This is a genomic window from Microbacterium testaceum StLB037, from assembly GCF_900104345.1.
Lineage (GTDB): Bacteria > Actinomycetota > Actinomycetes > Actinomycetales > Microbacteriaceae > Microbacterium > Microbacterium testaceum_A.
Genome location: NZ_FNJN01000004.1, coordinates 141,176 through 166,074, shown reverse-complemented (window position 1 = coordinate 166,074; position 24,899 = coordinate 141,176). Strand labels below are relative to the sequence as shown.

Here is a 24,899-nt window from a genome sequence, read left to right as displayed (position 1 = left end):
CGACCCCGCGCGCATGACGTATCCGCCCGCGCCCCGCGGCGTCCGCTCGCCACCGAGCACCGAAGCCCGCGCCCGACGGCGCCTCCTCGACATCGAGCACCGAAGCCCACGCCCCGCGGCGACCCCACGACGCCGGTCACCCGCCGCCCACGCCCCGGCATCCCGACCCCCCAACAGGAAAGGGCCCGCCCGGCTCACGCCGAACGGACCCTCCTCTGCGGCCTCTGTCAGGTGGTCAAGCCGCTGTAGGCGTGCAGCCCCTTGAAGAAGACGTTGACGATCGTGAAGTTGAACAGCACCGCGGTGAAGCCGATGATCGACAACCATGCCGAGCGGGTGCCGCGCCAGCCGCGGGTCGCGCGGGCGTGGATGTATCCGGCGTAGAGCACCCAGATGACGAAGGTCCAGACTTCCTTGGTGTCGAAGCCCCAGAAGCGGCCCCACGCGTCGTTCGCCCAGATGGAACCGGCGATGAGGGTGAAGGTCCAGAAGATGAACCCGACGATCGCGAAGCGGTAGGCGAGCGACTCGAGCGCGTCGGCGTTCGGCACCGTACGGAGGAAGCTCCGCGTGGTCGCGGCGTCCGCGGGAGCCTCGGCGAGCTTGCGCTCGCGGCGCGTCTGGATGAGCTGAACGACCGACAACCCGAAGGCCAGAGCGAACAAGGCCGTCGCCAGGCTCGCGACGAACACGTGCACGACCAGCCACACCGACTTCAGCGGGTCGGCGAGCGGCACGACCTCGACGTGGAAGGCGAGCGTGGCCCCGCCGAGCAGCAGCACGGCCAGGCCGGTCATCAGAGAGCCGAGGAAGCGCAGATCGAAACGCGTCAGCACGACGAGGTAGACCGCGATGATCAGCAGCAGACCGGTCAGCGCGAACTCGTACATGTTCGACCAGGGCACGCGCCCCGCGGCGACGCCGCGCAGGACCGTGGCGACCAGGTGGAACACGAAGCCCAGCGCGGTGAGCACCGTGCCGAGGCGGGCCCAGAGGTAACGCGGCTGGGCGGAAGCGGTTCCGGATGCCGACGACCCTGCGGATCCGCCGATCACTCCCCCGCCGCCCGCGGTGACGAGCTCGCGCGCGACGACCTCGTCTTTCGCCTTCAGGGCGAGGTCGGAGCGTCGCGCGAGGTCGATGGCGTAGGCGAAGAACGCCAGCACGTAGATGGCGACCGCCGTCCACACCAGGAGGAGGGAGATCTCGTCGAGGAGAAGCGGGTCGGTTCCGGGCATGGTGTCAGTCTACTTTTCCGGTGTCGGGGTGGCTCTGGGTGGGAAGGGTCGCGCTGTGCTTGTCGACGAGCTGGTCGACGGCCGCCGCGAGGGTCGGATCCTCGCCTCGGGCGAGGCCTGCGTACTCGATCTCGACGGCGCCGGTCCGCGGCGTCGCCTTGACCCACATGCGGCGACGGGGGACGAAGAGCGCGGCGAGCAGACCGAACAGGGCGAGGAGGGCGAAGCCCAGCACCCAGGGGCCGGCGAGGTCGCGGTGGATCGACAGCGAGGCGAAACGCTTGACGGACTGCTCGTAGCCGACGGCACCGGCCGGGGCCTCGTTCTCGAAGGTGATCGTCCCCAGCCCGTTCGGCAGGTTCTCGGTCTGACCGGGCATCAACTGCAGAGCCGGGGTGCCGCTGTCGCCGCCGGCGATCTGGGTCATCCCCGAGGGATCGAGCGTGTACACCGAGCGCGGGGTTCCGTCATCGATGCCGAGGTCTCCCTCGTACACGCGAAGGGTGAGCGTGGGGTACTCGAGAGCGCCGTAGGTGGAGGTGAGGGCGCCCGAGTCGAGCACGTCCATCGTCGGGTAGAAGAAGCCGAGGAGCCCGAGCTGCTGCGGCAGCCCGTCGGCGACCTTGATGACGCCGAGCGAGGTCATGTTGGCATCCTGCGGCAGGAAGGCGACCGAGTCGTGGAACACCTCGTTGCCCTGGGCATCGCGGATCGTCACGGTCGGGGCGTATCCGTTGCCGAGAAGGTAGACGCGGTCGCCCTGGACGTCGAGGGGGTGGTTCACCCGCACCTCGCCGTCCTGCGGGTCGGCGCCCGGGGCCTGGGTGGTCACGTGCGCGACGAAGTTGCCGGCCTGCCCCGAGCCGGGTTGTCCCGGCGGCACGTACGTGACGTCGAAGGTGTCGAGGGTCATCGAGTACGGCGTGAGGGTGTCGCCGCCCACGAAGCGGCCGGGGTTGAACGACGAGTAGTCGAGCAGGCTGTTGCTGAAGGCCTGTCCTTCGACGAGGACCCGCTGGCCGGTGTAGGTGAAGCCGCCACCGACGCCGACGGCGATCAGAACGCCGACGAGCGCCCCGTGGAAGAGCAGGTTGCCGGTCTCGCGGAGGTAGCCGCGCTCCGCCGAGACCGAGAAGGCGCCGCGCGAGTCGTAGCGCGCGACGCGGTAACCGCTCTTGCGCAGTTGGGCGGCGGCGCTCTCGACGGCCGCGGCGGCCACGGCATCCGCATCGCCGTCCACCTCGATGGTGCGGGTGCGGTGGTCGTCCAGCCGCGACAGTCGGGCGGGCGTGCGCGGGGGCTGCGAGCGCAGGGCCTTCCAGTGGTGCTTGGTCCGCGGGAGGACGCACCCGATGAGCGAGATGAACAGCAGGAGGTAGATGGCCGAGAACCACGGCGAGCTGTAGACGTCGAACAGGCTGAGCTTGTCGAGGACCGGCGCGAGGTCGGGGTTGTCGGTGAAGTACTGCGTGACGCCGTTGGGGTCGGCGGTGCGCTGGGGCACGAGCGAGCCGGGGACGGCGGCGATCGCGAGGAGCAGCAGGAGCACCAGCGCGGTGCGCATGCTGGTCAGCTGCCGCCAGCCCCATCGCAACCAGCCGACCACCCCGAGGCGCGGCTGCGTGATGTCGTCCGCCGTGGAGTCGGCGTGGTCGGAGGGGCGCAGCGGGTCGGTCACGGTGTTACCTCGGTCGGAACGATCAGAGCGGGAGCTGGACATTGCCGATCACCCCCTGCAGGGTCGACATCCACTGGCCCCAGAACCCGGTCACCATCAGCAGGCCGAGCACGATCAGAAGCGCTCCGCCGATGAGGTTCACGACGCGGATGTGCGTGCGCACGAACGCGACGGACTTGGTCGCCCACCCGAAGCCGAGGGCGAGGAGCAGGAACGGGATGCCGAGACCCAGCGAGTACGCCAGGCCCAGGAGCGCGGCCCGGCCCGGGTCGCCCAGGTTGTAGGACACCGAGATGATCGCGGTCAGCGTGGGGCCGATGCACGGCGTCCACCCGATGCCGAGGGCGATGCCCAGCAGCGGGGCCCCGATGAGGCCGAGGTTGCCCCGCGACTGCATCCGCACCGAACGCTGAGCGAGACCGAAGAGACCGATGAAGACCAGTCCCATGATGATGATGACGACGCCCATGACGCGGGTGATGAGGTCGGCGTACTCGATGAAGAAACGGCCGAGCGCTCCTCCGAGGACGTTGATCGCCATGAACACGAGGGTGAACCCGGCGATGAACAACAGGGTCCCGCCGAGCAGGCGGCCCTTGCCGGAGGCGGATGCCGAACCCCCGCGCGGCGCCACGGCACCGCCGATGTAGCCGAGGTACCCCGGCACGAGCGGAAGCACGCACGGCGACAGGAACGAGATGAGGCCGGCGGCCAGGGCGATGGGAACGGCGATCCACAGCGCCCCGTCGAAGACGAGGGCGCCCGGGTTCACGCGTTCTCCGCGACCAGCGTGCGCACGATCGACTCGAGGATCGACGCCTCGGGAAGCTCACCGACGATGCGAGCGGCGACGCGCCCCTGCTTGTCGAGCACGAGGGTCGTGGGGGTCGCGTTCAAGGGCGCCGCATCGGTGAACGCGAGCTTGAGCTGGGCGTCCCCGACCGCCATGGCGCTGGAGTACGACACCCCGTGGTCGCGCGCGAACGACAGGGCCGTGGCCGGCTGGTCGTACGTGTTGATGCCGAGGAAGGCCACGTCCTGCCCCTGGAAGGTCTGGTAGGCCTGCTCGAGGCGCGGGGCCTCGATGATGCACGGGCCGCACGTGGCGTACCAGAAGTTCACGACCAGCACCTTGCCCGCGAAGTCGGCGCTCGACACCGGGGAGCCGTTGTCGAGGGTGCCCGCGAAGTCGACGGGCTCCTTGCGGTTCTCGGGGGCGATCTCGTCGGTCTGGAATCCGTTGGCGGCGATGTAGCCCTTGTTGTCGCCGGCCCGGTACTGGTCGGCGAGGGGGTCGGCGGTGCAGGCCGACAGCCCGGCGACCAAGGTCGCCGCGGCGAGGATCGACCCCGCGGCGGTGAGGATTCTGCGCATCAGACGGCTCCTACATCGACGGCTCCGGCGGTGCTCGCCGGCTCGGCGTACGCCACCTCGACCCAGCGCGCCGAGCCGTCGGCGCCGTCTCGCCGTTCGAAGCTCGTCACGCTCGACAGCGCGCAACGGCGCTTGCGGGGGTCGTGGCGGGTGGGTTGCTGGGACAGGGCGAGGTGAGTCACCCAGATGGGGAGTTGGTGCGAGACGACAACCACGTCGCCCGAGGGGACGCGGTCCCAGGCATCGGTCATCGCGGCCGTCATGCGGGCGACGATCCGCTCGTAGGGCTCGCCCCAGCTGGGAACGGCCGGCCGGCTCAGGTGACGCCAGTTGAGCGGGTTCGCCAGAGCCTGCTTCATGCGCCGCCCCTCGAAGACGTTGGTCGGCTCGATGACGCGGTCGTCGATGAACGGCTCGGCGCCGAACATCTCCACGAACGGCTCCGCCGATTCGCGCGTGCGCTGCAGCGGCGAGACCACCAGGGCCGAGACCGGACGATCGAGACCCTTCACGTGCTCGGCCGCCTGACGCGCCATGCGGCGACCGTCGACGCTCAGGCCGAATCCGGGGAGCCGACCGTAGAGCACGCGACGGGGGTTGTGGACCTCTCCGTGGCGCACGAGATGAAGGCGGTCGGCGGGCACGACGCCAGTCTACGGGCGGGTTCTGTGGTCTGACTGAGTCCGGATGCCGGTTGCCTCGACGTGGAGATAACCGACCGAGCGACGCTCAGGCGTCGTGCTGAGCGGCGGGAGCGTCGTCGCGATCGCCGGCGCGCTTGGAGGCGAGCAGCGATCGGACGCGCGAGTACAGGAACCACGCGAGGCCGATCGCGACCGCGGCGATGACCACGTACTGCAGGATCGACGCGTACTCCTCGACGATGTGCCAGTTCTCGCCCAGCAGGAAGCCCGACAGCACGAAGATCGTGTTCCAGATGAGGCTTCCCGCACCGGTGAGCAGACCGAAGCGCCACATCGGCATCTTCGACACCCCCGCGGGGATCGAGATGAGACTGCGGAAGATGGGGATCATCCGCCCGAAGAACACGGCCTTGCCGCCGTGGCGCTCGAACCACGCAACCGTCCGGTCGACGTCTTCGGGGTGCAGCAGCGGCATCTTCGCGGCGAACGAGCGCAGCCGCGCCGCTCCGAGCCAGCGGCCGAGACCATAGAGCATGAAAGCGCCGACGACGGAGCCGATCGTCGTCCACAGCAGCGCCTCGAACAACGTGAAGGAGCCGCGACTGGCGGTGAGCCCGGCCATCGGCAGAACGACCTCGCTGGGAAGCGGGGGGAAGAGGTTCTCGAGGGCGATCGCGACACCGGCCCCGACGGGCCCGATGATCTCCATGAGCGAAACGGTCCAGTCCGCGAGCGACGTCAGCCAGGACTGTCCCTCCCCGGAGCCGGAGGTCGACCGCAACGGGGCGAGAGAGAGGGTGGTGTCGGTCATCGGGTGCCTTCGCGCTCGGTGATCGGCCGCCCGGTGCGGACGCCCGCTCTCAGGGTAGGTTGCGAACCCGCGCCCTACCTGGGGGTTGCCCCCGAGCGGATCAGGATGCCGAGACCCCCGCGCCGACGAGCGCGGCCGCGACGAACCACACGGCGGCGATCGTCACGACGGTCACGAGCGGAACCCAGAAGGCGAGGCGGTGACGAACGAGACGCACGATGGAGATGACGACACCGATGATCAGCACGACCCAGGGCGAGACGACCGCGGTCCAGAAGCCGATGTTCATCAGTCCCGTGTCGCAGGTGACCGACCCGCACGCGTCCGCGGCGTATACGAGGAACACCCCGGCGTAGGACGCGGCGAGCGCCAGCAGGGGGAGCAGGACCAGCAGCACGATGGTGAGGGCGACATCCCATCCGCGGGCCCTGCGCGCCGTCGGTTCCGGCCGCAGGGTCCGGAACGACTCGGGCGGCATCGAGAAGGTCACGCCCCCATCGTAGGTTCGCGCCCGGTTCGGTGCGGACCACGCACGTAGACTGGTCGATCGTGAGCGAACGCGTCCTGGTCAACCAGCTGAAGTCCCTGCCCGCCGGCCCCGTCGAGGTGTCGGGATGGGTCGAAACCGTGCGCGACCAGAAGAAGGTGCAGTTCGTCGTCCTCCGCGACGAGACCGGCGCCGTTCAGCTCGTGAACCCGGCGACCCGCCCCTCCGAAGAAACGGAGCAGGATGCCGCCGCCCTCGCCCTCACCGAGACGATCGGCGCCCTCGCGACCGGCACGTTCCTCACCGTGCGCGGCGAGCTCAAGCACGATGAGCGTGTGAAGCTCGGCGGGGTCGAGATCAAGGTCGGCGAGCTCGAGATCGCGGCCGCGGCCAACCCCGAGACCCCCATCGCCGCCGACAGCAGCCCCGACAAGCGCATGGACTGGCGCTTCATCGACCTTCGCCAGCGTCGAAACAACCTCATCTTCCGCGTGCAGACCACGCTCGAGCACGCCATGCGCACCTACTGGGTCGAGCGCGACTACATCGAGGTGCACTCCCCGAAGCTGATGGCATCCCCCTCGGAGTCCAACGCGGAGCTGTTCGAGGTGCCCTACTTCGAGGACAAGACGGCCTACCTCGCGCAGAGCCCGCAGTTCTTCAAGCAGATGGCTCAGGTCGCCGGCTTCGGCAAGATCTTCGAGATCGCCCCGGCCTTCCGCGCCGACCCCTCCTTCACCAGTCGTCACGCCACCGAGTTCACCTCGATCGACGCCGAGATCAGCTGGATCGATTCGCACGAAGACGTGGCGCGCATGCAGGAGGAGCTGCTGCACACCGCGTTCCAGGCGGTCGCCGACAAGCACGGCGACGAGATCCGCGAGCTCTTCGGCGTCGAGGTCGAGGTGCCCGCGATTCCGTTCCCGCGCATTCCGCTGGCCGAGGCCCGCGAGATCGTCGCCGCCCGCGGGTACGACATCCCCCGTACCGACGGCGACCTCGACCCCGAGGGCGAGCGTCAGATCGCCGCGCACGTGCGCGAGACCTTCGGCCACCCCTTCGTCTTCATCACGGACTACCACCCCGAGATCCGCGCTTTCTACCACATGCGCGACGAAGAGACCGGGCTCACCAAGTCGTACGACCTGCTCTTCAACGGCGTCGAGATCACCACGGGTGCGCAGCGCGAGCACCGCGTGGACGTGCTGATCGAACAGGCCAAAGAGAAGGGTCTCGACCCCGAGCACCTCGACTTCTACCTCGACTTCTTCCGCTTCGGCGCTCCGCCGCACGGCGGCTTCGGTATGGGGCTCGCGCGCATCCTGATGCTGATGCTCGGCGAGTCGTCGATCCGCGAGGTTACGTTCCTCTTCCGCGGTCCCACCCGCCTCGCCCCGTAAAAGGTTCGAGTGAGCGACGCCCGGGGTTCACCCCCCGGGCGTTCGTGCGTCATGCGTCCTTCCTACCGTGGGCGAATGGTCGCCGTCATCCCCGTGGATCCCCCACCCGCCGGGGAGCGACCGCGCGCGGGCTGGTCCATCACCCTCCACGACGTCACGCGCGAGCGCGCCGGGGTGCCGATCCTCCGCGACATCGATCTCGAGGTGGCTCCGGGCACCATCGTCGCCCTCGTCGGCCCGTCGGGCTGCGGAGCGTCGACCCTGCTGCGCGTGGTGAGCGGTTCGGAACGACCGGATGCCGGCACCGTCCTCGTCGAAGGACGCTCGGGCGCCGCGGCACCCCGCATTCCGGAGGTCCGCGACCGCACCCCTGTGGCGCGGTTCGGACGCGTCCGGGCGGCGATCGTCGCGGCCTCGCGGCACGCCGGCGACGTCGACCCCGACGGCGAGACCGATCGACTGCTGGACCTCGTGGGACTCGGCACCGCGGACAAGAGCGTGCACCGGCTGTCGCACGGCGATCGGCAACGGTGGGCTCTCGCTCGCGCGCTCGCCTCTCACCCGCGGGCTCTCGTCCTCGACGACGCCCTCGCGGCCCTTCACACGACGGCTCGCTCCGAGACGCGAGACCGACTCGTCCGGGAGCTCCGCGAGCGCGGCGTCACGACACTCTGGGCGACGCGCGACACGGCCGAGGCCGCGGCGGTCGCCGATCACCTCGTCGTCATGGACCAGGGTCGCATCGTCGCCGCGGGCTGCCCGGACGAGGTGTACTCCCGGATTGCGGACACCGCCGTCGCCGAGGTCCTCGGACCGGTGAGCGCCGTTCCCGGGATCGTCGAGGGCCTCACCGTCGAGGTGTGGGGTCAGGAACTCCCGCTCGCGGAGTCCGCGCACGACGGTCACTGCGAGGTCGTCGTGCGCCCCGAGAACGTCCTCCTCGTCGGACCCGACTCCCCCGGCGTCGACGGAGTGGTCGAGGAGTCGACCTTCCTCGGCAGCGTCCGTCGTTCGACGGTGCTCACGAGCGACGGCAGTCGCGTCGTCGTCGAGCATGCGCCCGAGCAGCGTCTCGGCGACCGTGACCCCGTGCGTCTCGCTCTCGCGATCGTGCCGGCCGCGGTTCGCCCGATTCACTGAGTGGGCAGGGGCTCCGGGACGCACCCGGAGCCCCTCCCTTCACTCGCGCCGTGTGCGACGGCGTCGGGTGAAGACGATCAGGACGGCACCGCCGACCGCCGCGAACAGACCCGCGCCGATCAGCCCGGGGAGCGCCGACACATTTGCGCCGGTTCTCGCCAGAGGACCGGACGTCGATGCTGCGCCCCCGCCGGCGACGCGCACGTCGTCCCTGCCGATCGGACCGGGGGAGAACTGTTCCGAAGACGAGCCCCCCGACGGCTGCGGCTGCGGGGCGGGCGACGTGCCGCCTCCCGGATCCGGCGACTGCTGCGGAGCGTCGGCCGTGACGACGCCGACCCGCACGAACGCGCCGAGGCCGCGACGGTCATCCACCTCGAGGGCGACGGCGGTCTGCGCCTGCCCGTCGACCGATTGCGTGTTCAACGTGATCACCGCCGCGCGCCCCGCGACGGCGAAGCGGGTTCCGGCCGCCACCGCCCCCGCCGGAACCGCCTGCCCGGCCACTGTTCCACCCCCGGTGGTCAGCGTCGTCCCGACCGACGTGACCTTGAGGCGCACGTTTCGCAGCGACACCTCCATCGCCGTTCCGGGATAGAGGACGAGGTCGTCCACTCCGACCGAGGCCGCCGCATCGGAGCTGGCGGTCGCGACGCCGCGGACGGAGATCTGCCCGGCGTACCCGTCGGTCACCGTCTGCTCGTCGGCGCCGCCGGATGCGACGTGCGCGATCTTCGTCTCCCCGGGCGCCGCGACGAAAGCCGGGGCGATCGCCGAGGGACCGGTGGCGTCGACCGCGAAGGCGTACCGCGCGGGCAGCGGCGGCGCGGTGGTCTTCGTCGGCTCGGGCGTAGGGGTGGATCCACCCGCCGAGGCAGACCACCGCACGACCCCGAGGCTGACCGCGGGGTATGCCCCGGTGAGGTCTTCGTAGCGCAGCGCGGTGATCACCACGCTGCCGTCGCTCTGCGCGACGCGCTCGTTCAGGTGCACGCGCACGCGCGGTGCGCCCGTGGCATCCACGCCCGTGTAGAGGTCGGTTCCCGTGTTGATCCAGATGCCGTTGACAAAGACCGCGGATCCGGTGTCGGCGAAGGTCACGCGTGATGAGCCGTCGGCGTCCACGGTGAGACGCAGGCCGTAGACACGCAGGGCCGACCACATGTACTCGCCCACCGACGAGGTGTCCGGCACCTGACGGAACGATCCCACCGAGACCGCGCTCGATCCGTCCGCCGCATGCGCGACGGACACATCCGAGCCCGTCGACGCGGGAGCGGTTCCGCTCACCGTCTGCGTGGAGACCGACCCCTCGGCATCCAGGTGCGGGGCTCCCGGGATGAGGGCAGCACCGCTCGGCGACGTGACGGTGACCCCCGAGACCAGGGCGGGCGACGCCGGAACCGTCGGAGCACAGGCGACGACGCCGAGACGTACACGCCAGATCTCGGACCAGCCCGCTTCCGCCTCGATCCGCAGGGCCGTCACCTGGGCGCGACCGCGGTCGACGGCGCGCTCCCCCACGATGAGTCGCGTCGACCCCCACGTGTCTGAGGTGGGTAAAGCGACGGTGTACCCCGCCGAGAGCTTCGCCGCGTTCAGGACGTTCTTGCCGTCGACGGTCAGGGTGTCGAACGTCACCGACGTGCTTCCATCCGTCCCGCAGCTGGCGCGGAGCCCGGTGAAGGCGATCGGGACGCGATCACGCAGCTGAAACAGTCCGCTCTCGATCGTCGCCTGCGCGCCGTCGGAAGCTGCTCGGGCGGTCAGACCCGTTGAACGGGTGGTGTTGAGCTTGAGCACATCGCCGGTCTGAGCGAGAGAGTCCTCGACCGTGGCTCCCCTTGTCCATTCGCTCAGCGGGGCGGGCTGCTGGAGCTCGCCGCCGTCGGCATCGAGCATCTGGATGCCGGAGGCCGAGGTCGAGGGGATCGTCGCCGCAGCGCTCGCGGGGACGGCCCCGGCGACGACGGCGGCCGTCACGACCGCGCCGGCGAGGAGGGCGACGAATCGGGTAAGCGGACGCGAGATCACTGGTCTGCTCCGAATCGGTCGAGGAAGTCTGCGCCGTTCGGGATGCCGACGCCGGTCACCGGGTCCCACCCGGTGGCCGATTGGAGGGACTGCGGACGCGTATCCCACAGGTAGAGGGTCTCGAGCCAGAGCTGACCGGTGCCCTTGTCGCGGCGGTACCAGGTACCGGCGGACGCGGGCACGATGTCACGGATCGCGCTCGAGCCGGACAGCCGGTAGAGGAAGGGCGCGGCGAGGCCGACTCTCACCCCCGTGCGCGCCTTCGCGATGGCCACCATGCTCGCGACCATCGGCGTGGCCAGGCTCGTCCCCCCGTGAGCTTCGTACGACACCGCCCCGTCGCGCGGAACGGCCACGGTGAAGCCCGTGTTGGGGTCGGCCAGCGACGCGACGTCGGGGACGAGACGCCCCGATCCGGAGTGGGCGATGCGGTCGCTCTGCCAGCTGGGGCGCGGGTAGAAGGCCGACTCTCCGCCCCCGGCCCCGTAGAGGAAGCCCGGCGGGATGATGCCCCCGTTCTGCGCGAAGCGGGTCTGCACCTCCCATCCGGACTCGACGGCGATGCCGTTGTCGGCGTCGAGGCCGATGCTGGCTCCGCCCACCGCGGTGACGTACGGGCTCGAGGCCGGGGTCGCCACGTCGGTCTCGTCGTGGTGGTCGCCGGCGAGGGAGTAATCGCCGTCGTTGCCGCTCGAGGCGAATACCGACACTCCCCGGGACGCGGCTTCGACGAGGACGCGATTCAGGAGAGTGCGGTCGGCGTCGGTGTCGAGCTCCTCCGGGCCGCCGAACGACAGTGACACCACACTCGGGGTGGTGGGGGCTTCGACCGCGTCGAGGACGCGCAGATAGAGCGTCGCTGCGAGGCAGTCATCGGCACCCCAGTAGACGATGTCGGCGTCCGGCGCCATCGCGCGCACCGCCTGCACGTCGAGGTGTTGCTCGACGGTCCATGCCGACGGACCCCCGCACCGGGTGACGTTCGGATTCGCGGGCGCATGGTGGGTGTACTGGCCGTCGCGCAGCGTCGACAGGCCTTCCCGGGCGAAATACGTGTCGGTGTTGGCGGCGACCGTATCGTCGTCGAAGACTCCGACGATCGCCACCGTCGCGCCTGCGCCGCGTGCGTCGGCGGGGAGTCGGTGAACGGCTCGGAGCTGCGTGGGCCCGTACCCGCACAGCGCGTTGGAGCGATGCTCGACCTGAACCGACGAGGGCCATGACGACGAGAGCGTCTGCCCCCAGTACGCGGCGCAGTCGTCGCTTCGCACGGGCGCGGGGTCCACGCTGGGGTTCATGGCATCGGTGTCGACGAGGCCGGCGACGGACTCGATGGCGCTTCCCTCGCGGGGGACGGACAGATCACGGGTGGGCGCGACGGCCGCGCGCCCGTCCACGGTCGTCTGACCGAACGCGGTGTCGAACGCCGACGCGAACGCCGATGCCGACCCGGTCACCGAGAGCGCGCGGATGCTCTCGCGGTCGCGGACGACATCGATCCCGACGGCCTGGAGCCACGAGCGCGCCGCGCTCACCTCCGCGGGGGTTGCCGAGTCGGCGAGGAGGACGGTGGCCGACAGACGTGCATCGAGGGCGACCTCGGGGGCGGCTGATGCCCATCCGGGAGCAGTGGCGGCGAGGGTTCGTCGCCCGTCGGTGGGGCCGGCCGGCGCTGCGGGCGGGGCGCTGCAGGCGGTGGAGAGGGTTGCCGCCGCGATCAACAGGGCGGCCAGGGAAGTCGTCTGTCGACGACGGAGGCGTGCGGGCATGGACAGCTTTCTCGGTCGGGGGCTCAGGTGAACCGATCGAGAGCTTATCGATAATGAGAATCGTTATCACAAACGGGCGACGAAAAACTGCTCGGGGAGCTCAGCCGACTCAGAACGGGTAGTCGACCGAAGAGCGCTCCGCCACGACGGAGCGGACGAACGCCGCAGCCTCCTGGTGAGCGGGGTGCACCTGGTAACGCTCGAGCGCATCGACGTCGGCGAACTCGCTGACCAGAGCGACGTCCCAGTTCGACTGCGGGTTGACGATGTTGCGCCCCACCTCGATGTGCTGGATGTCGTCGATCACGGGAGCGAGGGCGAGCAGGCGCTCGGCGATCTGCTCGGCGTGCAGGGCACGCGTGTCGGCGTCGTCAGCAGACAGCTTCCACAGGACGATGTGACGGATGCTCACGCGGAGGCTCCTTGGGTGTCTGCCGCGAGGAGAGCGGCGCGAAGTCGGTCGGCGGACACGCGCCAGTGGGCGTGCAATTCGCCGTCGATGAGGACGACCGGGATCTTCTCCCACCACTTCTCGTAGAGGGCGGCGTCGTCGGCGATCGAGGCCTGTTCGATGGTGACGCGGTCAGCGGCACCCTCGGGGAGCTCGGCGACGACGGTCTCCACGATCTGCTCCGCCACGTCGCAGAGGTGGCAGTCGGGCTTACCGATCAGCGTGAGGGTCGTCACCCTCCCCATCCTAGGAGGCGGGGGAACGACGGGCCGCGGCGTGCGCCGCGTGTGTCCGCGGACCGATCAGGACTCGACGTCGTATCCCGCGGCGATCCAGTCGCCCGTGCCGCCCTCGACGTTCGTGGCGTCGTGGCCGCGCGCCGACAGTGCCTCGACGACCCTCGCCGAGCGGCCGCCGGCCTGGCAGATGACGTCGAAGGGCTCGCCCGGAAGCTCGTCGAGGTGCTCGCCGATCGTGGACATCGGCAGGTTCACCGCGCCGGGAACGTGTCCCGCGGCGAACTCGTGCTCCTCGCGCACGTCGATCAGGGGACGCTGGCGCCCCGCGTGCAGATCGTGGACCGAGATGGACTGCATGCTTTCCTCCGAGGAAGACGGTCGAGACGGTTCGGCGGCGCGAGATCGTCGCGCCGGATACACGAAGCGCCCGTCACGAATCGGACAGGCGCTCGGTGTGGTGGCCGCTTACTTCTTGTTGCGGCGCTGGTGACGAGTCTTGCGAAGCAGCTTGCGGTGCTTCTTCTTCGCCATGCGCTTACGGCGCTTCTTGATGACAGAACCCACGGAAAACCTCACTAAGTCGGGGTCTGGGTGCCGATTTCGGCCCCCGGGAACAGCAGGCGTTGGAAAAAAGCCTCGGATCAGTCTAGCCGACGTCGGACACCGGTCGTTGCACGGCTTCGGCGACCGCCGATTCCGGCACCCGGTAGCTGCGTCCGAAGCGCACCGCCGGCAGTTCTCCCGCGTGCACGAGACGGTAGACCGTCATCTTCGACACGCGCATGAGCTCTGCGACCTCGGCGACCGTCAGAAACCGCACGTCCGGCAGCTCGGCCATCGCTCACCCCTCGTTCCGGGTGAACTCACCCTCCTGATGCTGTGCACACTCTAGGGTCTGGCCGGGACGGCTGTAAACCTATGGGCCCACTGTGACGAATGTGATTCATGGATGCCGGAAATCCGCGGCATCCATCGTCGTCATCGCCCCGGGAGCTTGCGGAACGCGGTCGAGAAGGAGTGCTTCACCGATGCGGCGGCGCGCCCCACCACCTCGGCGGCGTGCATCGCGGATTCGGGGAGCGCGGGTTCGTTGTCGTCGTCGATCGAGAAGAAGGGCACGAGCCAATCGTCGACCTCGTCGAGGGGCGCGACCGCGAGGCTGTAGTAGCGGTGCTGGCCCTCTTCGCGGACCGAGACGAGCTCGGCCTCGCGCAGCACCTTGAGGTGCTTGGACACGGTGGGTTGACTCACCCCGAGTGCCGCGACGATCTGCGACACGCTCGTTCCGCGTTCGCCACCGGTCGCCCGGTCGAGGAGCAGCTGAAGGATGTCGCGACGCGTTCCGTCAGCGATCACGTCGAAGATGTCCGCCATGGCATCAGATTAGCGGCGCCCCGGCCCGAGTACCATGATTCGGGTTCGGGCACCGAAGGGAGCGGCGCATGGCGGCGACGCCGAACGAGGCTCGACTGGCCGTGCGACTGCGTCGCATCGCCTACGAGGCATGGGATCGTCTGCGCAACCTGACGACCGCCTCACCCGCGCGATTCGCGGTGCTCGTGTTCGTCACGCTCATCGCGCTGTTCACCGCGCTCTTCTCGCTGCCCGCGGCGTCTGCGACGGGCGAACGGATCGCCTTCGCCGACGCTCTGTTCACCGCGGTGTCCACGATCTGCGTGACGGGCCTGTCGACGCTGAACATGTACTCCGACTTCTCGCCCCTGGGGCGCGTCATCACCTACATCGGCGTCAACGTCGGCGCCCTGGGTGTCCTGACCCTCGCCTCGATCCTCGGCCTGGTCATCTCGAAACGCCTCGGGCTGCGCGCCAAGCTGATCGCCGCGGGCGACAGCAACCCCCTGCGGGTCCACGGCGGGCCGGTGAACGAGGGCCAGACCGTCCGGCTCGGCGAGGTCGGCCAGCTGCTGCGGACGGTGGCCCTGTCCACCCTGGTCATCGAGGCGGGCTTGACCGTCCTCATCTACCCCTCGCTCATCATCGGCGGGATCAATCCGCTCGTGGCCCTGTGGGAGGCGCCGTACTACGCGGCGATGGCGTTCACGAACACCGGCTTCGTCCCCAACGCCGACGGCCTCACGCCCTTCGCGCAGGACTACTACCTGCTCACCGTGCTGATGGCCGGGGTCTTCCTCGGCTCGATCGGATTCCCGGTCATCTTCACGCTGTGGCGCCACTATTGGCGGTTCCGCCTGTGGTCGCTGCACGCGAAGCTCACGATCATCACCACGGTCGTGCTGTTCTTCGCCGGTGCCGGCGTCATTCTGCTGTTGGAATACGACAACCCCCTCACATTCGGCAGCATGGATGCGTGGGACACCACGTTCCAGGCCTTCTTCCTCTCGGCGATGACACGGTCGGGCGGATTCAGCGTCATCAATATCGGCGATCTGAACGGCGCCACCCTCATCGTCGGTTCGATGCTCATGTTCGTCGGCGGCGGTTCGGCCTCCACCGCGGGCGGTATCAAGGTCACGACGCTGGCGGTCCTCGCCCTCGCCGTGTTCTCGGAGGCGAAGGGGCGCCCGTCGGTGCAGGCGTTCGGCCGCCGCATCCCGAGCGACGTGCAGCGCGTCGCGCTCTCCGTCGTCGCGTGGGGGGCCACGATCGTCGCGATCTCGACCGTGACCATCAGCCGGATCACCGACGCTCCGATCGAACACGTGCTCTTCGACGTCGTCTCGGCCTTCGCCACGGTGGGCCTGTCGACGGGGCTCACCGCCGAGCTTCCCGAGGCCGCCAAGTACGTCATGGCCGCCACGATGTTCATGGGGCGCATTGGTACAGTGACACTCGCTGCGGCAGTGGCTGCGTCCTCCCGGTCGCAGCTGTACGCGCTCCCCGTGGAAAGGCCCATCGTTGGTTGAACGCATCCGCAGTGACGCCCCCGTCCTGGTGATCGGCCTCGGGCGCTTCGGCGCCGCGTGCGCGGGTGAACTGGACCGCCTCGACCGCGAGGTGCTCGCCGTCGACGGCAACCTCGAGCTCGTCCAGAAGTGGTCGGAGCGCGTCACGCACGCCGTGCAGGCCGACGCCCGTAACATCGACGCCCTGCGCCAGATCGGCGCCCAGGACTTCCAGGTCGCCGTCGTCGCGGTCGGCTCGCTCATCGAGGCGTCGGTGCTCATCACGGCCAACCTCGTCGACCTCAAGGTGCCGCAGATCTGGGCGAAGGCCGTGTCGCAGTCGCACGGCAAGATCCTCGCCCGCGTCGGTGCGAACCACGTGATCTACCCCGAAGCCGAAGCCGGAGAACGCGTCGCCCACCTCGTGAGCGGCCGCATGCTCGACTTCATCCGCTTCGACGACGACTTCGTCCTGGCCAAGATGTACCCGCCCAAGCTCGTCCGCGGGGTGGGGCTGAACGAGTCGGGCGTCCGCTCGAAGTACAACGTCACGGTGGTCGGGGTGAAGAGCCCGGGCCGTCCGTTCCGCTACGCCGAGGCGAACACCGTCGTCACCAACCACGACCTCATCATCGTGTCGGGCACGAACTCCGACATCGAGCGCTTCGCCTCGCTCGACCGCTGAGTCGACGCGCTCAGGCGTCGATGTCCAGGGTCAGCTCGACCTCGTCGTCGACGCCGAGGCCCTCGGCATCCTGCAGTGCTTTCTTCACCGGCACCACGTACCCGCCGTCCTTCGGCCAGAGCGAGGTGGTCACGGTGGTGCGGCCGATCGTGACGGATGCGGGGATCATCCCCCACCCGTAGGTGACGACCGGGGCGACCTCGGCGATCATCGCCGCCTCCGCCGGGGGCACCGAGACGAAATGGAACGGCGCGGGGCCGCGCCAGTACCAGATCGTCCCGGTGAACCGCAGGCGCATGATCAGTTGCCCGCGGCCAGTTCTTTCGCCCGGGCGAGGGCCGCTTCGGCGGCGGTGGTGAAGGTGTCGTCGAGACGAGCGTCCTGCAAGACGGTGACGGCGCGCTCGGTGGTGCCCTTCGGGCTGGTCACGCGGCGGCGGAGCTCGGCGGGATCCACCTCTGCGGATGCCATGAGCGCGGTCGCTCCGATGAAGGTCTGCTCCGCGAGCAGACGCGCCTGATCGTCGTCGAACCCCATCCGCACGGCGGCCTTGGTGAACTCCTCGACGAGCAGGAAGACATAGGCGGGACCGGAGCCCGAGATGGTCGAGAGGGCGTCGATCTGCGACTCGGGGACTTCGAGCACCGAACCCACGGTCTCGAAGAGGGCTCGGACCACCGCGACGTCGTCGGCGGACGCCGCGGACCCGGCGGCGAGCCCCGTCACGCCCTGGCCGACGAGGGAGGGGGTGTTCGGCATCGAGCGCAGGGTGGAGACGCCCTCGCCGAGGTGAGCGGCGAACGTGTCGAGGGTGACTCCCGCCGCCAGACTCACCACGATCGCGCCGGGTCGCAGGTGCGGGGCGATCTCGTCGAGCAGGTCGGGCACCATCGCGGGCTTCACGCCCACCAGCACGATGTCGGCGGCGGACGCGGCGTCGGTGTTGCCCGCGGGATTGACCTCGAGCGCGACACTGGTCACCCCGTCGAGCTCGGCGAGCTCGGCCGCTTTGGCGACGGAGCGGTTGGTGGCCGTCACCCCGCCCTCGGTCAGGCCCGCGGCGACGAGGCCGCGGAGGATCGCTCCTCCCATGGAACCGGCTCCGAGGATCGCGATCGGGGGCAGCGAGGTCGTGGCATCCGTCATACGGCACAGTTTACGAATCCGTCGCCGATGGCGGGGGCAAGCCTGAGTGCGACCGATAGGGGCGCGCGTTAGAGTCGGAAAACGGTGTGCCGGAGCACCGGCGAGCGACACGGAGGACTAGCGATGACTCTCTTCGACGGCATCACCGCGCGCCTGGTCGAGACCGACCGGCTGGGTGTGAACGTGCTCGAGCGCGTCGGTGACGACCCCTCCACCTCCCCCGAGCACACGGTGGTCTTCGTGCACGGCAACGTCGCCTCCTCGCTGTTCTGGCAGGAGATCATGCAGGACCTGCCGAGCGAGCTGCGGGTGATCGCGGTCGACCTGCGCGGCTTCGGTCGTACCGAGCACAGCCCGATCGATGCCACGCGCGGCGTCCGCGATTTCAGCGACGACCTGCACGCGACGCTCGAGGCTCTCGGCATCTCCACCGCCCACCTCGTCGGCTGGTCGATGGGCGGAGCCGTCGTGCTGCAGTACGCGCTCGATCACCCCGTCCTGTCACTGACCCTGCAGTCGCCGATCTCGCCGTACGGGTTCGGCGGCACACGTCGCGACGGCTCCCGTCTGAGCGACGAAGACGCGGGCGCGGGCGCGGGCGCGGCGAACCCCGACTTCATTCAACGCCTCATCGACCACGACACCACCGACGGGGCCCCCACCTCTCCCCGCTCCGTGTTCCGCAGCAGCTACGTCGCCGACGGCTACCGGAGCGAGCACGAGGACGTCTGGGTCGAAGCGATGCTGTCGACGTCCACGGCCACCGGCAACTACCCGGGCGACTCGGTCACCACCTCGACCTGGCCGGGCTTCGCCCCCGGGACGACGGGAGTGCTGAACGCCCTCGCGCCGAAGTACTTCGACGTTTCGGGCATCGTGGACCTCGCCGCGAAGCCGCCGATCCTGTGGATCTACGGCACCGCCGATGCGATCGTCTCGGACACCTCGTTCTCGGACGTCAACCACCTCGGCGCGCTCGGCGTGGTCCCCGACTGGCCCGGCGTCGATGTCGCGCCCGCGCAGCCGATGGTCTCGCAGACGCGCGATGTGCTCTCGACCTATGCGGAGAAGGGCGGCGAGGTCGCCGAGGTGCCCGTCGAGGGCGCCGGACACTCCGTGCACCTCGAACGCCCCGCGGTGTTCCGTCAGGCTCTGCTGACCCACATCGGCTACGTCGGTCGCCCCGCCGACCCGGCACCCCCGACCGAGGCGATCATCCTGCGCTCGGCCGACTGACCCATCCCCGACCCGCCCCGGAGGTCCCCGTGGAGTACTGCCTGTTCACCGAGCCCCAGCAGGGCTTCTCCTACGATGACCAGCTCGCTTTCGCGCGCTCCGCCGAAGAGCACGGTCTCGACGGGTTCTTCCGGTCGGACCACTACCTGCGCATGGGCGAGGGAGATGCGCGCCCCGGCCCCACCGACGCGTGGACGACGCTCGCCGGCCTCGCCCGCGAGACCTCGCGGATCCGCCTGGGCACCCTCGTGTCGTCCGTGACCTACCGGGTCCCGGCGATCCTCGCGATCCAGGTCGCCCAGGTCGACGCGATGTCGGGTGGCCGCGTCGAGCTGGGGCTCGGAACGGGGTGGTTCGAGCGCGAGCACCGCGCCTACGGCATCCCGTTCCCGCCCAAGCGCTTCGATCTGCTCGAAGAGCAGCTCCAGGTCGTGACGGGTCTCTGGTCGACCCCGGATGCCGACACCTTCACGTTCCACGGCGAGCACTACGACCTCGACGAGGCGCCGGCGCTCCCGAAACCGGTGCAATCCCCGGTTCCGGTGATCGTGGGCGGGGGCGGCCCGAAGCGCACCCCCGCACTGGCCGCGAGGTACGCCACCGAGTTCAACATCGGGTTCGTCTCGGAGGACGTCGTGGCCGAGAAGTTCGCCGTCGTGCGCGCCGCGTGCGAAGCGATCGGGCGGGACCCGGGCACGCTGAAGCTCTCGGTGGCGCTTCCGACCGTCGTCGGGGCGGACGACGCCGAGATCGACCGCCGCCTCGACGCGATCGGCCGCACCCGCGACCAGTTCGACGACGGGGCGAACATCGTCGGCACTCCCTCACAGGTCGCCGAGAAGGTCGAGCGGCTTCGCGGGCTGGGCGCCGAACGGGTCTACTTCCAGCTGATGGACCTCCGCGACCTCGATCACGCCGACCAGATCGGCACGGATGTGCTTCCGCTCCTCCCCCGCTGAGTCGTCAGCGGCGGCCCTCGAAGAACGCGCGCAGCCGGTCCGAGGCCCCTTCCTCCTCGACCCCGCCGACGACCTCGACGCGATGCGGAAGCCGCCGGTCGCGCAGAACGTCGTACAGGGAGCCGGCGGCTCCGGCCTTGGCATCCCACGATCCGAAGACGACCCGCTCGATGCGCGCCTGGAGGATCGCACCGGCGCACATGACGCACGGCTCGAGGGTGACGACCAGGGTGCAGTCGGCCAAGTGCCACGTGCCCAGGCGGCGGGCGGCTTCGCGCAGGGCGACGACCTCGGCGTGAGCCGTCGGGTCCCCCGTGACCTCGCGCAAGTTGCGGCCTTCGCCGATGACCTCGCCCGCGGCATCCACGACCACGGCGCCCACCGGGACGTCGCCGTCGGCCGCCGCGGCATCGGCGAGGGCGAGGGCGCGCCGCATCGCGGTGAGGTCGCGGGCGGTGGGCGTCACGGGGTCTCCGGTGAAAGACGGGCGGTGGTCTGCGGGTGGAGCGGTTAGCCTTGAGCCTATGCGTGTCCACGTCGCCGACCACCCGCTCATCACCCACAAGCTCACGGTGCTGCGTGACGTGCAGACGTCGTCGCCGGTGTTCCGCCAGCTCACCGAGGAGCTCGTGACGCTCCTCGCCTACGAGGCGACCCGCAACGTGCGCGTCGACCCGATCGAGATCCAGACTCCGGTCACCACGACCATGGGCGTCAAGATCAGCGAGCCCCGTCCGATCGTCGTCCCGATTCTTCGCGCCGGGCTCGGCATGCTCGAGGGCATGGTGAAGCTTCTCCCCACCGCCGAGGTCGGCTTCCTCGGCATGGTGCGCGACGAAGAGACCTTCGAGCCGACGACCTACGCCGAGCGCCTTCCCGACGACCTCAGCGACCGCCAGTGCTTCGTGCTCGACCCGATGCTCGCCACCGGCGGCTCGCTCGGCGCGGCCATCAACTTCCTCTTCGCGCGCGGCGCGCAGGACGTCACCGCGATTTGCCTGCTCGGCGCCCCCGAGGGTGTCGCGGCGATCGAGAAGCAGGTCGAGGGGCACGACGTGACCCTCGTGCTCGGCGCCGTCGACGAGCGCCTCAACGAGAAGGGCTACATCGTGCCCGGCCTCGGCGACGCGGGCGACCGCCTTTACGGCACGGCCTGAGCGCCCACCAACCGTGCGAAGCCGCTGAGCCGCGCGACCCCCTCGGGGGTCCGCGGAAGGTCGTCGAGCAAAGCGGGTGAGTACACCACGTAGGCGGCCTGCATCGCTCGCGAGATCGCGACGTTGATGCGGTTGCGCAGCAGGAGGAACTCGAGCCCGCGGGGGGCCTCCCGCCCCGATGAGGCGGCGAGCGTCAGGATCGCCACGACCGCCTCCTTCCCCTGGAACCGATCGACCGTGCCGACCGGGACGTCGGCGAAGCCGGCCGCGGCCAGCGCCTCCTCGACGGCGACCTGCTGGGCGTTGTACGGGGTGATGACGATGATGTCGTCGGACCGGAGCGCACGAGGTTCGTGCACGGTGGCGGAATCGCCCGCCCCTCCCTCGGCTCCGGTCCATTCACGTCCGACGAGCTCGGCGACCAATCGGGCGACCTCGGCGGCCTCTTCGCTCGAGAACGTCGCATTTCCGCTGTGGCGCACCGGGACCACGTGCACCCCCGGTTCGACGCCGTCGAGGCGGCGCAGAGCGGTGGAGGGGTGCGCGGCGAGGCGACCCTCGTACGACAGGCGTGACACCGGCTCGGCGACGGCGGGGTGCATGCGGCGCGTGCGGGCGAGGAAGTAGCCGAACTCCTCGGGCACCACCTCGGCTCCGTCGATGATCCACCCGAGCGCCGAGGTGTCGACGGGCTCGGGGTGCGTGCCCTGACTGACCTGCGGCAGCTGCTGGGGGTCGCCCAGCAGAAGAAGGCGCCGCGCCGCGAGCGACACCGCGATCGTGGACGCGAGCGAGAACTGCCCCGCTTCGTCGATCACCAGCAGATCGAGACTTCCGCGGGGGATCCGGGTCTCGTGGCTGAAGTCCCACGCGGTCCCGCCGACGACGAAACCGGTCGCTGCGTTCTCGCCGGTGAACGCCGCGATCCCGTTCTTCGGCAGAACGGTGAAGGAGTGCGAGACGCCCGGGTCCTTCGGCGCTTTCCCGACTCGGGATGCCGGCACCCCCGCCGCGATGACCTGGTCGAGCATGTGCTCGACGGTCGCGTGCGACTGCGCCACGACCCCGACGCGGTACCCGCGATCGGCGACGAGGCGGGCGATGACGTGGGAGCCGACGTAGGTCTTGCCCGTGCCGGGAGGGCCCTGCACGGCCAGGTAGCTGTGGTCCAGGTCGGCCACGCTCCGAGCGATCGCCGCCACGTCGTCGTCGCCGCCTCGGCCGTCGATGCTGGTGACCGGGGCGAGAGCGCCCGAGAGCGTCCGCGGTGGGACCCGGCGGAGGATGTCGGCCGCGGCTCCCTGCGGGATCGCCGGGGCCGCCGCGAGGACGGCGTCGGCCCACGCGTCGATCGCCTTCTGCTGATTGCCGGCGCGGGGCGGCGCGGGTGGGGTGAGGGCGAGTGGCAGGTCGTCCCAGGTCACTCCGTCGGCGGCGATCTCCTCGACGATCGCCCCGTCGTCGAGGACCTCGCGAACGGTCGTACGGCGCGCACCGTGGATCCACCGCGGCCGTGTCTCGAGCGGGAACGGAGCGGGCAGATCGTAGACCGCGAAAGGTTCGGCGTCCGCGCTCAGGCGCGTCCCGGGGGCGACCTCACCGCGAAGCTCGACGAGTCGGCGCTGCGAGCCCCGGCCCGACTCGGGGACATGCCAGTCGGCGACCACCCGCGAACGTGCCGCATCGATCACCACGACGTCACGCGTGTCCTCCCACACCGACAGCGGCTCGCGCAGGCGCAGGAAGTGCGTGGCCCAATAGGTCTTCTCTTCGCGCGGGTAGTAGTCGATGGCGGCAGCGGCGAGACGGAGCGCCGTCGCATCGGGCTCGGCGGCGTCGGCCGCCCACCTCTGCAGGGCTGTGGCGCGCGGCGAAGGCTCATACGCCTGTTCGTCGGGCTCGGCGCCTCGCGCCGGGACGGCGCCCGACTCGCGGGCACGCTCGACCAGCCAATCGCGTAGTCGCCGGGTCGACACGCAGTCGTAGCGGTTGTAGTCGGCGAGATCGTCGAGCACGCGTTGCGCGGCGGTCGTGTCGCCGTCGGCGGCGAGCGCGCGGGCCTCGACGTACTTCACGATGGAGTCGTCTCCGCGCTGGACGTCGCTGGTGCGCACCTCATCGCCCATGTAGAGGGGCTCGAGCTTCTTGATCGAATACGAGCGCGAGCCGACCCGCAGGGCTCGCCGGACGACCGGGTACAGGTCGACGAAGACGCCGTCGCGCAGGAGCCGATCGACGTCCGCCTCTCGAACTCCGTAGCGAGCCGCCATCGTGAGCAGATGGGTCGGTTCGTAGGGGGCGTAGTGGTAGATGTGCATGCCCGGGTACTGCTGACGGCGTAGCGCCACCATGTCGAGGAAGCGCTCGAGGGCCGCTCGCTCCTCGTCGAAGGTGTGCGCCCACAGGGCCCCGTAGGTTTCGCGAGAGTCGACCCAGCCGAAGAGGTAGTCGATGCCCCAGTGCTCACCGACCCCCTCGGTGTAGAGCGGGTCGCCCTCGAAGTCGAAGAACAGGTCGCCGTGGTCGGGCCGGGGAAGCACCCCGAGCGACTTCGGCGCGACGACCTCGAACGTCGGCACGGCGGAGGCGGGGGCATCGCCGCCCGGGACCCCCGCCGGACTCTCGAGCTGCAGACGCGCCTGCGTGCGGAGTGACGCGAAGGTGTCGGCACTCATCGCGGCGGGAGCGGTCGGAGCAGACGCCAGCTGGTCGATGGTCTCGATGCCGCCGGCACGGAGCCGATCGCGCTGGACGGGGCGCATGCCGGCGACCAGAAGCAGGTCGCGGTGCGCGACGACCTCGAGCTCGCACGTCGCGCACCGGCCGCATGCGATGACCCCGAGATCGCCCCGCGCATCGCCCCAGGCGATCGCCGGCCCGGCGACGCCGAGCTCGACCCTCCGGTCGGCGATCAGCGCGCGCAGGCGCTCCCGGCGCAGACCGAAGACCGGGAGGAGGTCGTCGACGCGGTGCGTGCTCGTCGAGCCGTCGCCGAGCAGCAACTGCACCTCGTCCGCGCGCGGGACGCCGAGACGATCGAGCTGATCCACGTAGGCGGCGAGCTGCATGAGTGCGGTCACCCGGGCCCGACGCGCGAGCTTCGTGTCCTGCACGATCCACCGACGCGTTCCCTCGGGCGACGCGTCGGACTCGCGGACGAGGAAGTCGGCGAACCCCACGAACTCATCGGTGGCGAAAGCGGCCTGGTACACCACCTCGACGGACGGGTCGGCCAGAGCCTCGTCGGTGAGGCGCACGGCTTCGGCGAGGGCCTGGGCGTCGGACGATCGGGCCGCCGGGATCTCGCGCACCGCCGCGCCGAAGCGGGCGCGGTCATCGTCGAGCACCCGCAGCTCGTGCGCCGTGCCCAGGCGGGCCGCGCGTTCGAGGGTGGCGTCCTCGGGGTCGTCGACGGGCGCGACGCGACCGATCTTCGCGTCGATGGCGCGCAGCCACGCGAACTCGCACTCCGCCGCCGCCTTGAGGTCGCTGGCGCTCCAGACGATCCGCGCCTCCTGCTCGATGTACCGCATGGTCCTCAACGCTAATCGGGGCCACCGACATCGGGTTCCGCCATCCACAGGCCG

General features: G+C 70.1%; 26 protein-coding genes. 7 read left to right on the top strand and 19 right to left on the bottom strand.

Annotated elements, in window-relative coordinates; all coding sequences use genetic code 11:
- Nucleotides 1–227: 227 nt before the first annotated feature.
- The 7 genes from ccsB to BLS25_RS09870 all read right to left on the bottom strand — a co-directional run bounded on the left by ccsB (nucleotide 228) and on the right by BLS25_RS09870 (nucleotide 6,235).
- On the bottom strand, nucleotides 228–1,238 hold the full coding sequence (gene ccsB, locus BLS25_RS09900; protein ID WP_056223981.1) for a c-type cytochrome biogenesis protein CcsB: 1,011 nt from the start codon (nucleotides 1,236–1,238) through the stop codon (nucleotides 228–230).
- Between the two features lie 4 nt (nucleotides 1,239–1,242).
- Nucleotides 1,243–2,958 (bottom strand): cytochrome c biogenesis protein ResB, encoded by a 1,716-nt coding sequence (gene resB, locus BLS25_RS09895; protein ID WP_056223983.1) that lies wholly within the window; start codon nucleotides 2,956–2,958, stop codon nucleotides 1,243–1,245.
- On the bottom strand, nucleotides 2,939–3,688 hold the full coding sequence (locus tag BLS25_RS09890; protein WP_056223985.1) for a cytochrome c biogenesis CcdA family protein: 750 nt from the start codon (nucleotides 3,686–3,688) through the stop codon (nucleotides 2,939–2,941). The genes resB and BLS25_RS09890 overlap by 20 nt, the downstream gene beginning before the upstream one ends.
- Complete coding sequence (locus BLS25_RS09885; RefSeq protein ID WP_056223987.1) at nucleotides 3,685–4,290, bottom strand: TlpA family protein disulfide reductase; 606 nt, start codon at nucleotides 4,288–4,290, stop codon at nucleotides 3,685–3,687. Before BLS25_RS09885 ends, BLS25_RS09890 begins: the two co-directional genes overlap by 4 nt.
- Nucleotides 4,290–4,934, bottom strand: a complete 645-nt coding sequence (locus tag BLS25_RS09880; RefSeq protein WP_056223989.1) for a histidine phosphatase family protein — start codon at nucleotides 4,932–4,934, stop codon at nucleotides 4,290–4,292. Before BLS25_RS09880 ends, BLS25_RS09885 begins: the two co-directional genes overlap by 1 nt.
- Before the next feature lie 85 nt (nucleotides 4,935–5,019).
- Nucleotides 5,020–5,745: a DedA family protein gene (locus BLS25_RS09875; RefSeq protein WP_056223991.1), complete on the bottom strand. Its 726-nt coding sequence runs from the start codon at nucleotides 5,743–5,745 to the stop codon at nucleotides 5,020–5,022.
- 100 nt (nucleotides 5,746–5,845) lie between these two features.
- Nucleotides 5,846–6,235 carry a DUF6264 family protein gene (locus BLS25_RS09870; protein ID WP_056223993.1) on the bottom strand — a complete coding sequence of 130 codons (390 nt, stop codon included), beginning with the start codon at nucleotides 6,233–6,235 and terminating at the stop codon, nucleotides 5,846–5,848.
- Nucleotides 6,236–6,294: 59 nt separating this feature from the next.
- Here BLS25_RS09870 and aspS point away from each other — a divergent pair, with 59 nt between their 5' ends.
- Both aspS and BLS25_RS09860 read left to right on the top strand, forming a co-directional pair.
- Nucleotides 6,295–7,632 (top strand): aspartate--tRNA(Asn) ligase, encoded by a 1,338-nt coding sequence (gene aspS, locus BLS25_RS09865; protein ID WP_056224215.1) that lies wholly within the window; start codon nucleotides 6,295–6,297, stop codon nucleotides 7,630–7,632.
- 75 nt (nucleotides 7,633–7,707) lie between these two features.
- Nucleotides 7,708–8,772 (top strand): ABC transporter ATP-binding protein, encoded by a 1,065-nt coding sequence (locus tag BLS25_RS09860; protein ID WP_074695396.1) that lies wholly within the window; start codon nucleotides 7,708–7,710, stop codon nucleotides 8,770–8,772.
- Nucleotides 8,773–8,811: 39 nt separating this feature from the next.
- Here BLS25_RS09860 and BLS25_RS09855 read toward each other — a convergent pair whose 3' ends face one another.
- The 8 genes from BLS25_RS09855 to BLS25_RS09820 all read right to left on the bottom strand — a co-directional run bounded on the left by BLS25_RS09855 (nucleotide 8,812) and on the right by BLS25_RS09820 (nucleotide 14,639).
- Complete coding sequence (locus BLS25_RS09855) at nucleotides 8,812–10,806, bottom strand: hypothetical protein (RefSeq protein WP_074695394.1); 1,995 nt, start codon at nucleotides 10,804–10,806, stop codon at nucleotides 8,812–8,814.
- Nucleotides 10,803–12,575, bottom strand: coding sequence for a S53 family peptidase (locus tag BLS25_RS09850; protein ID WP_074695392.1), 1,773 nt, complete (start codon nucleotides 12,573–12,575; stop codon nucleotides 10,803–10,805). The genes BLS25_RS09855 and BLS25_RS09850 overlap by 4 nt, the downstream gene beginning before the upstream one ends.
- A 109-nt stretch (nucleotides 12,576–12,684) precedes the next feature.
- The gene (locus BLS25_RS09845; protein ID WP_074695390.1) at nucleotides 12,685–12,987 is read right to left on the bottom strand and encodes a Dabb family protein; all 303 of its coding nucleotides are present in this window, start codon (nucleotides 12,985–12,987) and stop codon (nucleotides 12,685–12,687) included.
- A complete protein-coding gene (locus tag BLS25_RS09840; RefSeq protein ID WP_081349772.1) occupies nucleotides 12,984–13,262 on the bottom strand; it encodes a glutaredoxin family protein in 279 nt (92 codons plus the stop codon). The genes BLS25_RS09845 and BLS25_RS09840 overlap by 4 nt, the downstream gene beginning before the upstream one ends.
- A gap of 66 nt (nucleotides 13,263–13,328) precedes the next feature.
- Nucleotides 13,329–13,622 carry a rhodanese-like domain-containing protein gene (locus tag BLS25_RS09835; protein WP_056224001.1) on the bottom strand — a complete coding sequence of 98 codons (294 nt, stop codon included), beginning with the start codon at nucleotides 13,620–13,622 and terminating at the stop codon, nucleotides 13,329–13,331.
- Between the two features lie 108 nt (nucleotides 13,623–13,730).
- On the bottom strand, nucleotides 13,731–13,829 hold the full coding sequence (locus BLS25_RS09830) for a 30S ribosomal protein bS22 (RefSeq protein ID WP_003792170.1): 99 nt from the start codon (nucleotides 13,827–13,829) through the stop codon (nucleotides 13,731–13,733).
- A gap of 82 nt (nucleotides 13,830–13,911) precedes the next feature.
- Nucleotides 13,912–14,103 (bottom strand): helix-turn-helix domain-containing protein, encoded by a 192-nt coding sequence (locus tag BLS25_RS09825; RefSeq protein ID WP_056224003.1) that lies wholly within the window; start codon nucleotides 14,101–14,103, stop codon nucleotides 13,912–13,914.
- A 140-nt stretch (nucleotides 14,104–14,243) separates the two neighbouring features.
- Nucleotides 14,244–14,639 carry an ArsR/SmtB family transcription factor gene (locus tag BLS25_RS09820; RefSeq protein WP_056224005.1) on the bottom strand — a complete coding sequence of 132 codons (396 nt, stop codon included), beginning with the start codon at nucleotides 14,637–14,639 and terminating at the stop codon, nucleotides 14,244–14,246.
- A 68-nt stretch (nucleotides 14,640–14,707) separates the two neighbouring features.
- On the opposite strand from BLS25_RS09820, the gene BLS25_RS09815 reads away from it, so the two are divergent.
- Nucleotides 14,708–16,150: a TrkH family potassium uptake protein gene (locus BLS25_RS09815; protein WP_056224007.1), complete on the top strand. Its 1,443-nt coding sequence runs from the start codon at nucleotides 14,708–14,710 to the stop codon at nucleotides 16,148–16,150.
- Complete coding sequence (locus BLS25_RS09810) at nucleotides 16,143–16,814, top strand: potassium channel family protein (RefSeq protein ID WP_056224009.1); 672 nt, start codon at nucleotides 16,143–16,145, stop codon at nucleotides 16,812–16,814. The genes BLS25_RS09815 and BLS25_RS09810 overlap by 8 nt, the downstream gene beginning before the upstream one ends.
- 10 nt (nucleotides 16,815–16,824) lie before the next feature.
- Here the strand turns inward: BLS25_RS09810 and BLS25_RS09805 are convergent, their stop codons facing one another.
- Nucleotides 16,825–17,112, bottom strand: coding sequence for a DUF1905 domain-containing protein (locus BLS25_RS09805; protein WP_074695388.1), 288 nt, complete (start codon nucleotides 17,110–17,112; stop codon nucleotides 16,825–16,827).
- A gap of 2 nt (nucleotides 17,113–17,114) precedes the next feature.
- Nucleotides 17,115–17,960 carry a pyrroline-5-carboxylate reductase gene (gene proC, locus BLS25_RS09800; RefSeq protein ID WP_056224013.1) on the bottom strand — a complete coding sequence of 282 codons (846 nt, stop codon included), beginning with the start codon at nucleotides 17,958–17,960 and terminating at the stop codon, nucleotides 17,115–17,117.
- 123 nt (nucleotides 17,961–18,083) lie between these two features.
- On the opposite strand from proC, the gene BLS25_RS09795 reads away from it, so the two are divergent.
- Both BLS25_RS09795 and BLS25_RS09790 read left to right on the top strand, forming a co-directional pair.
- Nucleotides 18,084–19,196, top strand: coding sequence for an alpha/beta hydrolase (locus BLS25_RS09795; RefSeq protein ID WP_074695386.1), 1,113 nt, complete (start codon nucleotides 18,084–18,086; stop codon nucleotides 19,194–19,196).
- 29 nt (nucleotides 19,197–19,225) lie between these two features.
- Nucleotides 19,226–20,155, top strand: a complete 930-nt coding sequence (locus BLS25_RS09790) for an LLM class F420-dependent oxidoreductase (protein WP_074695384.1) — start codon at nucleotides 19,226–19,228, stop codon at nucleotides 20,153–20,155.
- Between the two features lie 4 nt (nucleotides 20,156–20,159).
- On the opposite strand, the gene tadA is transcribed toward BLS25_RS09790, so the two are convergent.
- Nucleotides 20,160–20,591 carry a tRNA adenosine(34) deaminase TadA gene (tadA, locus tag BLS25_RS09785; protein ID WP_056224217.1) on the bottom strand — a complete coding sequence of 144 codons (432 nt, stop codon included), beginning with the start codon at nucleotides 20,589–20,591 and terminating at the stop codon, nucleotides 20,160–20,162.
- 88 nt (nucleotides 20,592–20,679) lie between these two features.
- On the opposite strand from tadA, the gene upp reads away from it, so the two are divergent.
- Nucleotides 20,680–21,312: a uracil phosphoribosyltransferase gene (gene upp, locus BLS25_RS09780; protein WP_056224019.1), complete on the top strand. Its 633-nt coding sequence runs from the start codon at nucleotides 20,680–20,682 to the stop codon at nucleotides 21,310–21,312.
- On the opposite strand, the gene BLS25_RS09775 is transcribed toward upp, so the two are convergent.
- Complete coding sequence (locus BLS25_RS09775) at nucleotides 21,297–24,845, bottom strand: TM0106 family RecB-like putative nuclease (protein ID WP_074695382.1); 3,549 nt, start codon at nucleotides 24,843–24,845, stop codon at nucleotides 21,297–21,299. The genes upp and BLS25_RS09775 overlap by 16 nt on opposite strands.
- Nucleotides 24,846–24,899: the final 54 nt, after the last annotated feature.

Excerpts from the sequence above, each read along its gene's own strand:
- ccsB (WP_056223981.1), bottom strand. The coding sequence starts at position 1,238 with ATGCCCGGAACCGACCCGCTTCTCCTCGACGAGATCTCCCTCCTCCTG.
- resB (WP_056223983.1), bottom strand. The coding sequence starts at position 2,958 with ATGTCCAGCTCCCGCTCTGATCGTTCCGACCGAGGTAACACCGTGACC.
- BLS25_RS09885 (WP_056223987.1), bottom strand. The coding sequence starts at position 4,290 with ATGCGCAGAATCCTCACCGCCGCGGGGTCGATCCTCGCCGCGGCGACC.
- BLS25_RS09875 (WP_056223991.1), bottom strand. The coding sequence starts at position 5,745 with ATGACCGACACCACCCTCTCTCTCGCCCCGTTGCGGTCGACCTCCGGC.
- BLS25_RS09860 (WP_074695396.1), top strand. The coding sequence starts at position 7,708 with ATGGTCGCCGTCATCCCCGTGGATCCCCCACCCGCCGGGGAGCGACCG.
- BLS25_RS09850 (WP_074695392.1), bottom strand. The coding sequence starts at position 12,575 with ATGCCCGCACGCCTCCGTCGTCGACAGACGACTTCCCTGGCCGCCCTG.
- BLS25_RS09835 (WP_056224001.1), bottom strand. The coding sequence starts at position 13,622 with ATGCAGTCCATCTCGGTCCACGATCTGCACGCGGGGCGCCAGCGTCCC.
- BLS25_RS09825 (WP_056224003.1), bottom strand. The coding sequence starts at position 14,103 with ATGGCCGAGCTGCCGGACGTGCGGTTTCTGACGGTCGCCGAGGTCGCA.
- BLS25_RS09820 (WP_056224005.1), bottom strand. The coding sequence starts at position 14,639 with ATGGCGGACATCTTCGACGTGATCGCTGACGGAACGCGTCGCGACATC.
- BLS25_RS09815 (WP_056224007.1), top strand. The coding sequence starts at position 14,708 with ATGGCGGCGACGCCGAACGAGGCTCGACTGGCCGTGCGACTGCGTCGC.
- BLS25_RS09805 (WP_074695388.1), bottom strand. The coding sequence starts at position 17,112 with ATGCGCCTGCGGTTCACCGGGACGATCTGGTACTGGCGCGGCCCCGCG.
- proC (WP_056224013.1), bottom strand. The coding sequence starts at position 17,960 with ATGACGGATGCCACGACCTCGCTGCCCCCGATCGCGATCCTCGGAGCC.
- BLS25_RS09795 (WP_074695386.1), top strand. The coding sequence starts at position 18,084 with ATGACTCTCTTCGACGGCATCACCGCGCGCCTGGTCGAGACCGACCGG.
- tadA (WP_056224217.1), bottom strand. The coding sequence starts at position 20,591 with ATGCGGCGCGCCCTCGCCCTCGCCGATGCCGCGGCGGCCGACGGCGAC.
- upp (WP_056224019.1), top strand. The coding sequence starts at position 20,680 with ATGCGTGTCCACGTCGCCGACCACCCGCTCATCACCCACAAGCTCACG.
- BLS25_RS09775 (WP_074695382.1), bottom strand. The coding sequence starts at position 24,845 with ATGCGGTACATCGAGCAGGAGGCGCGGATCGTCTGGAGCGCCAGCGAC.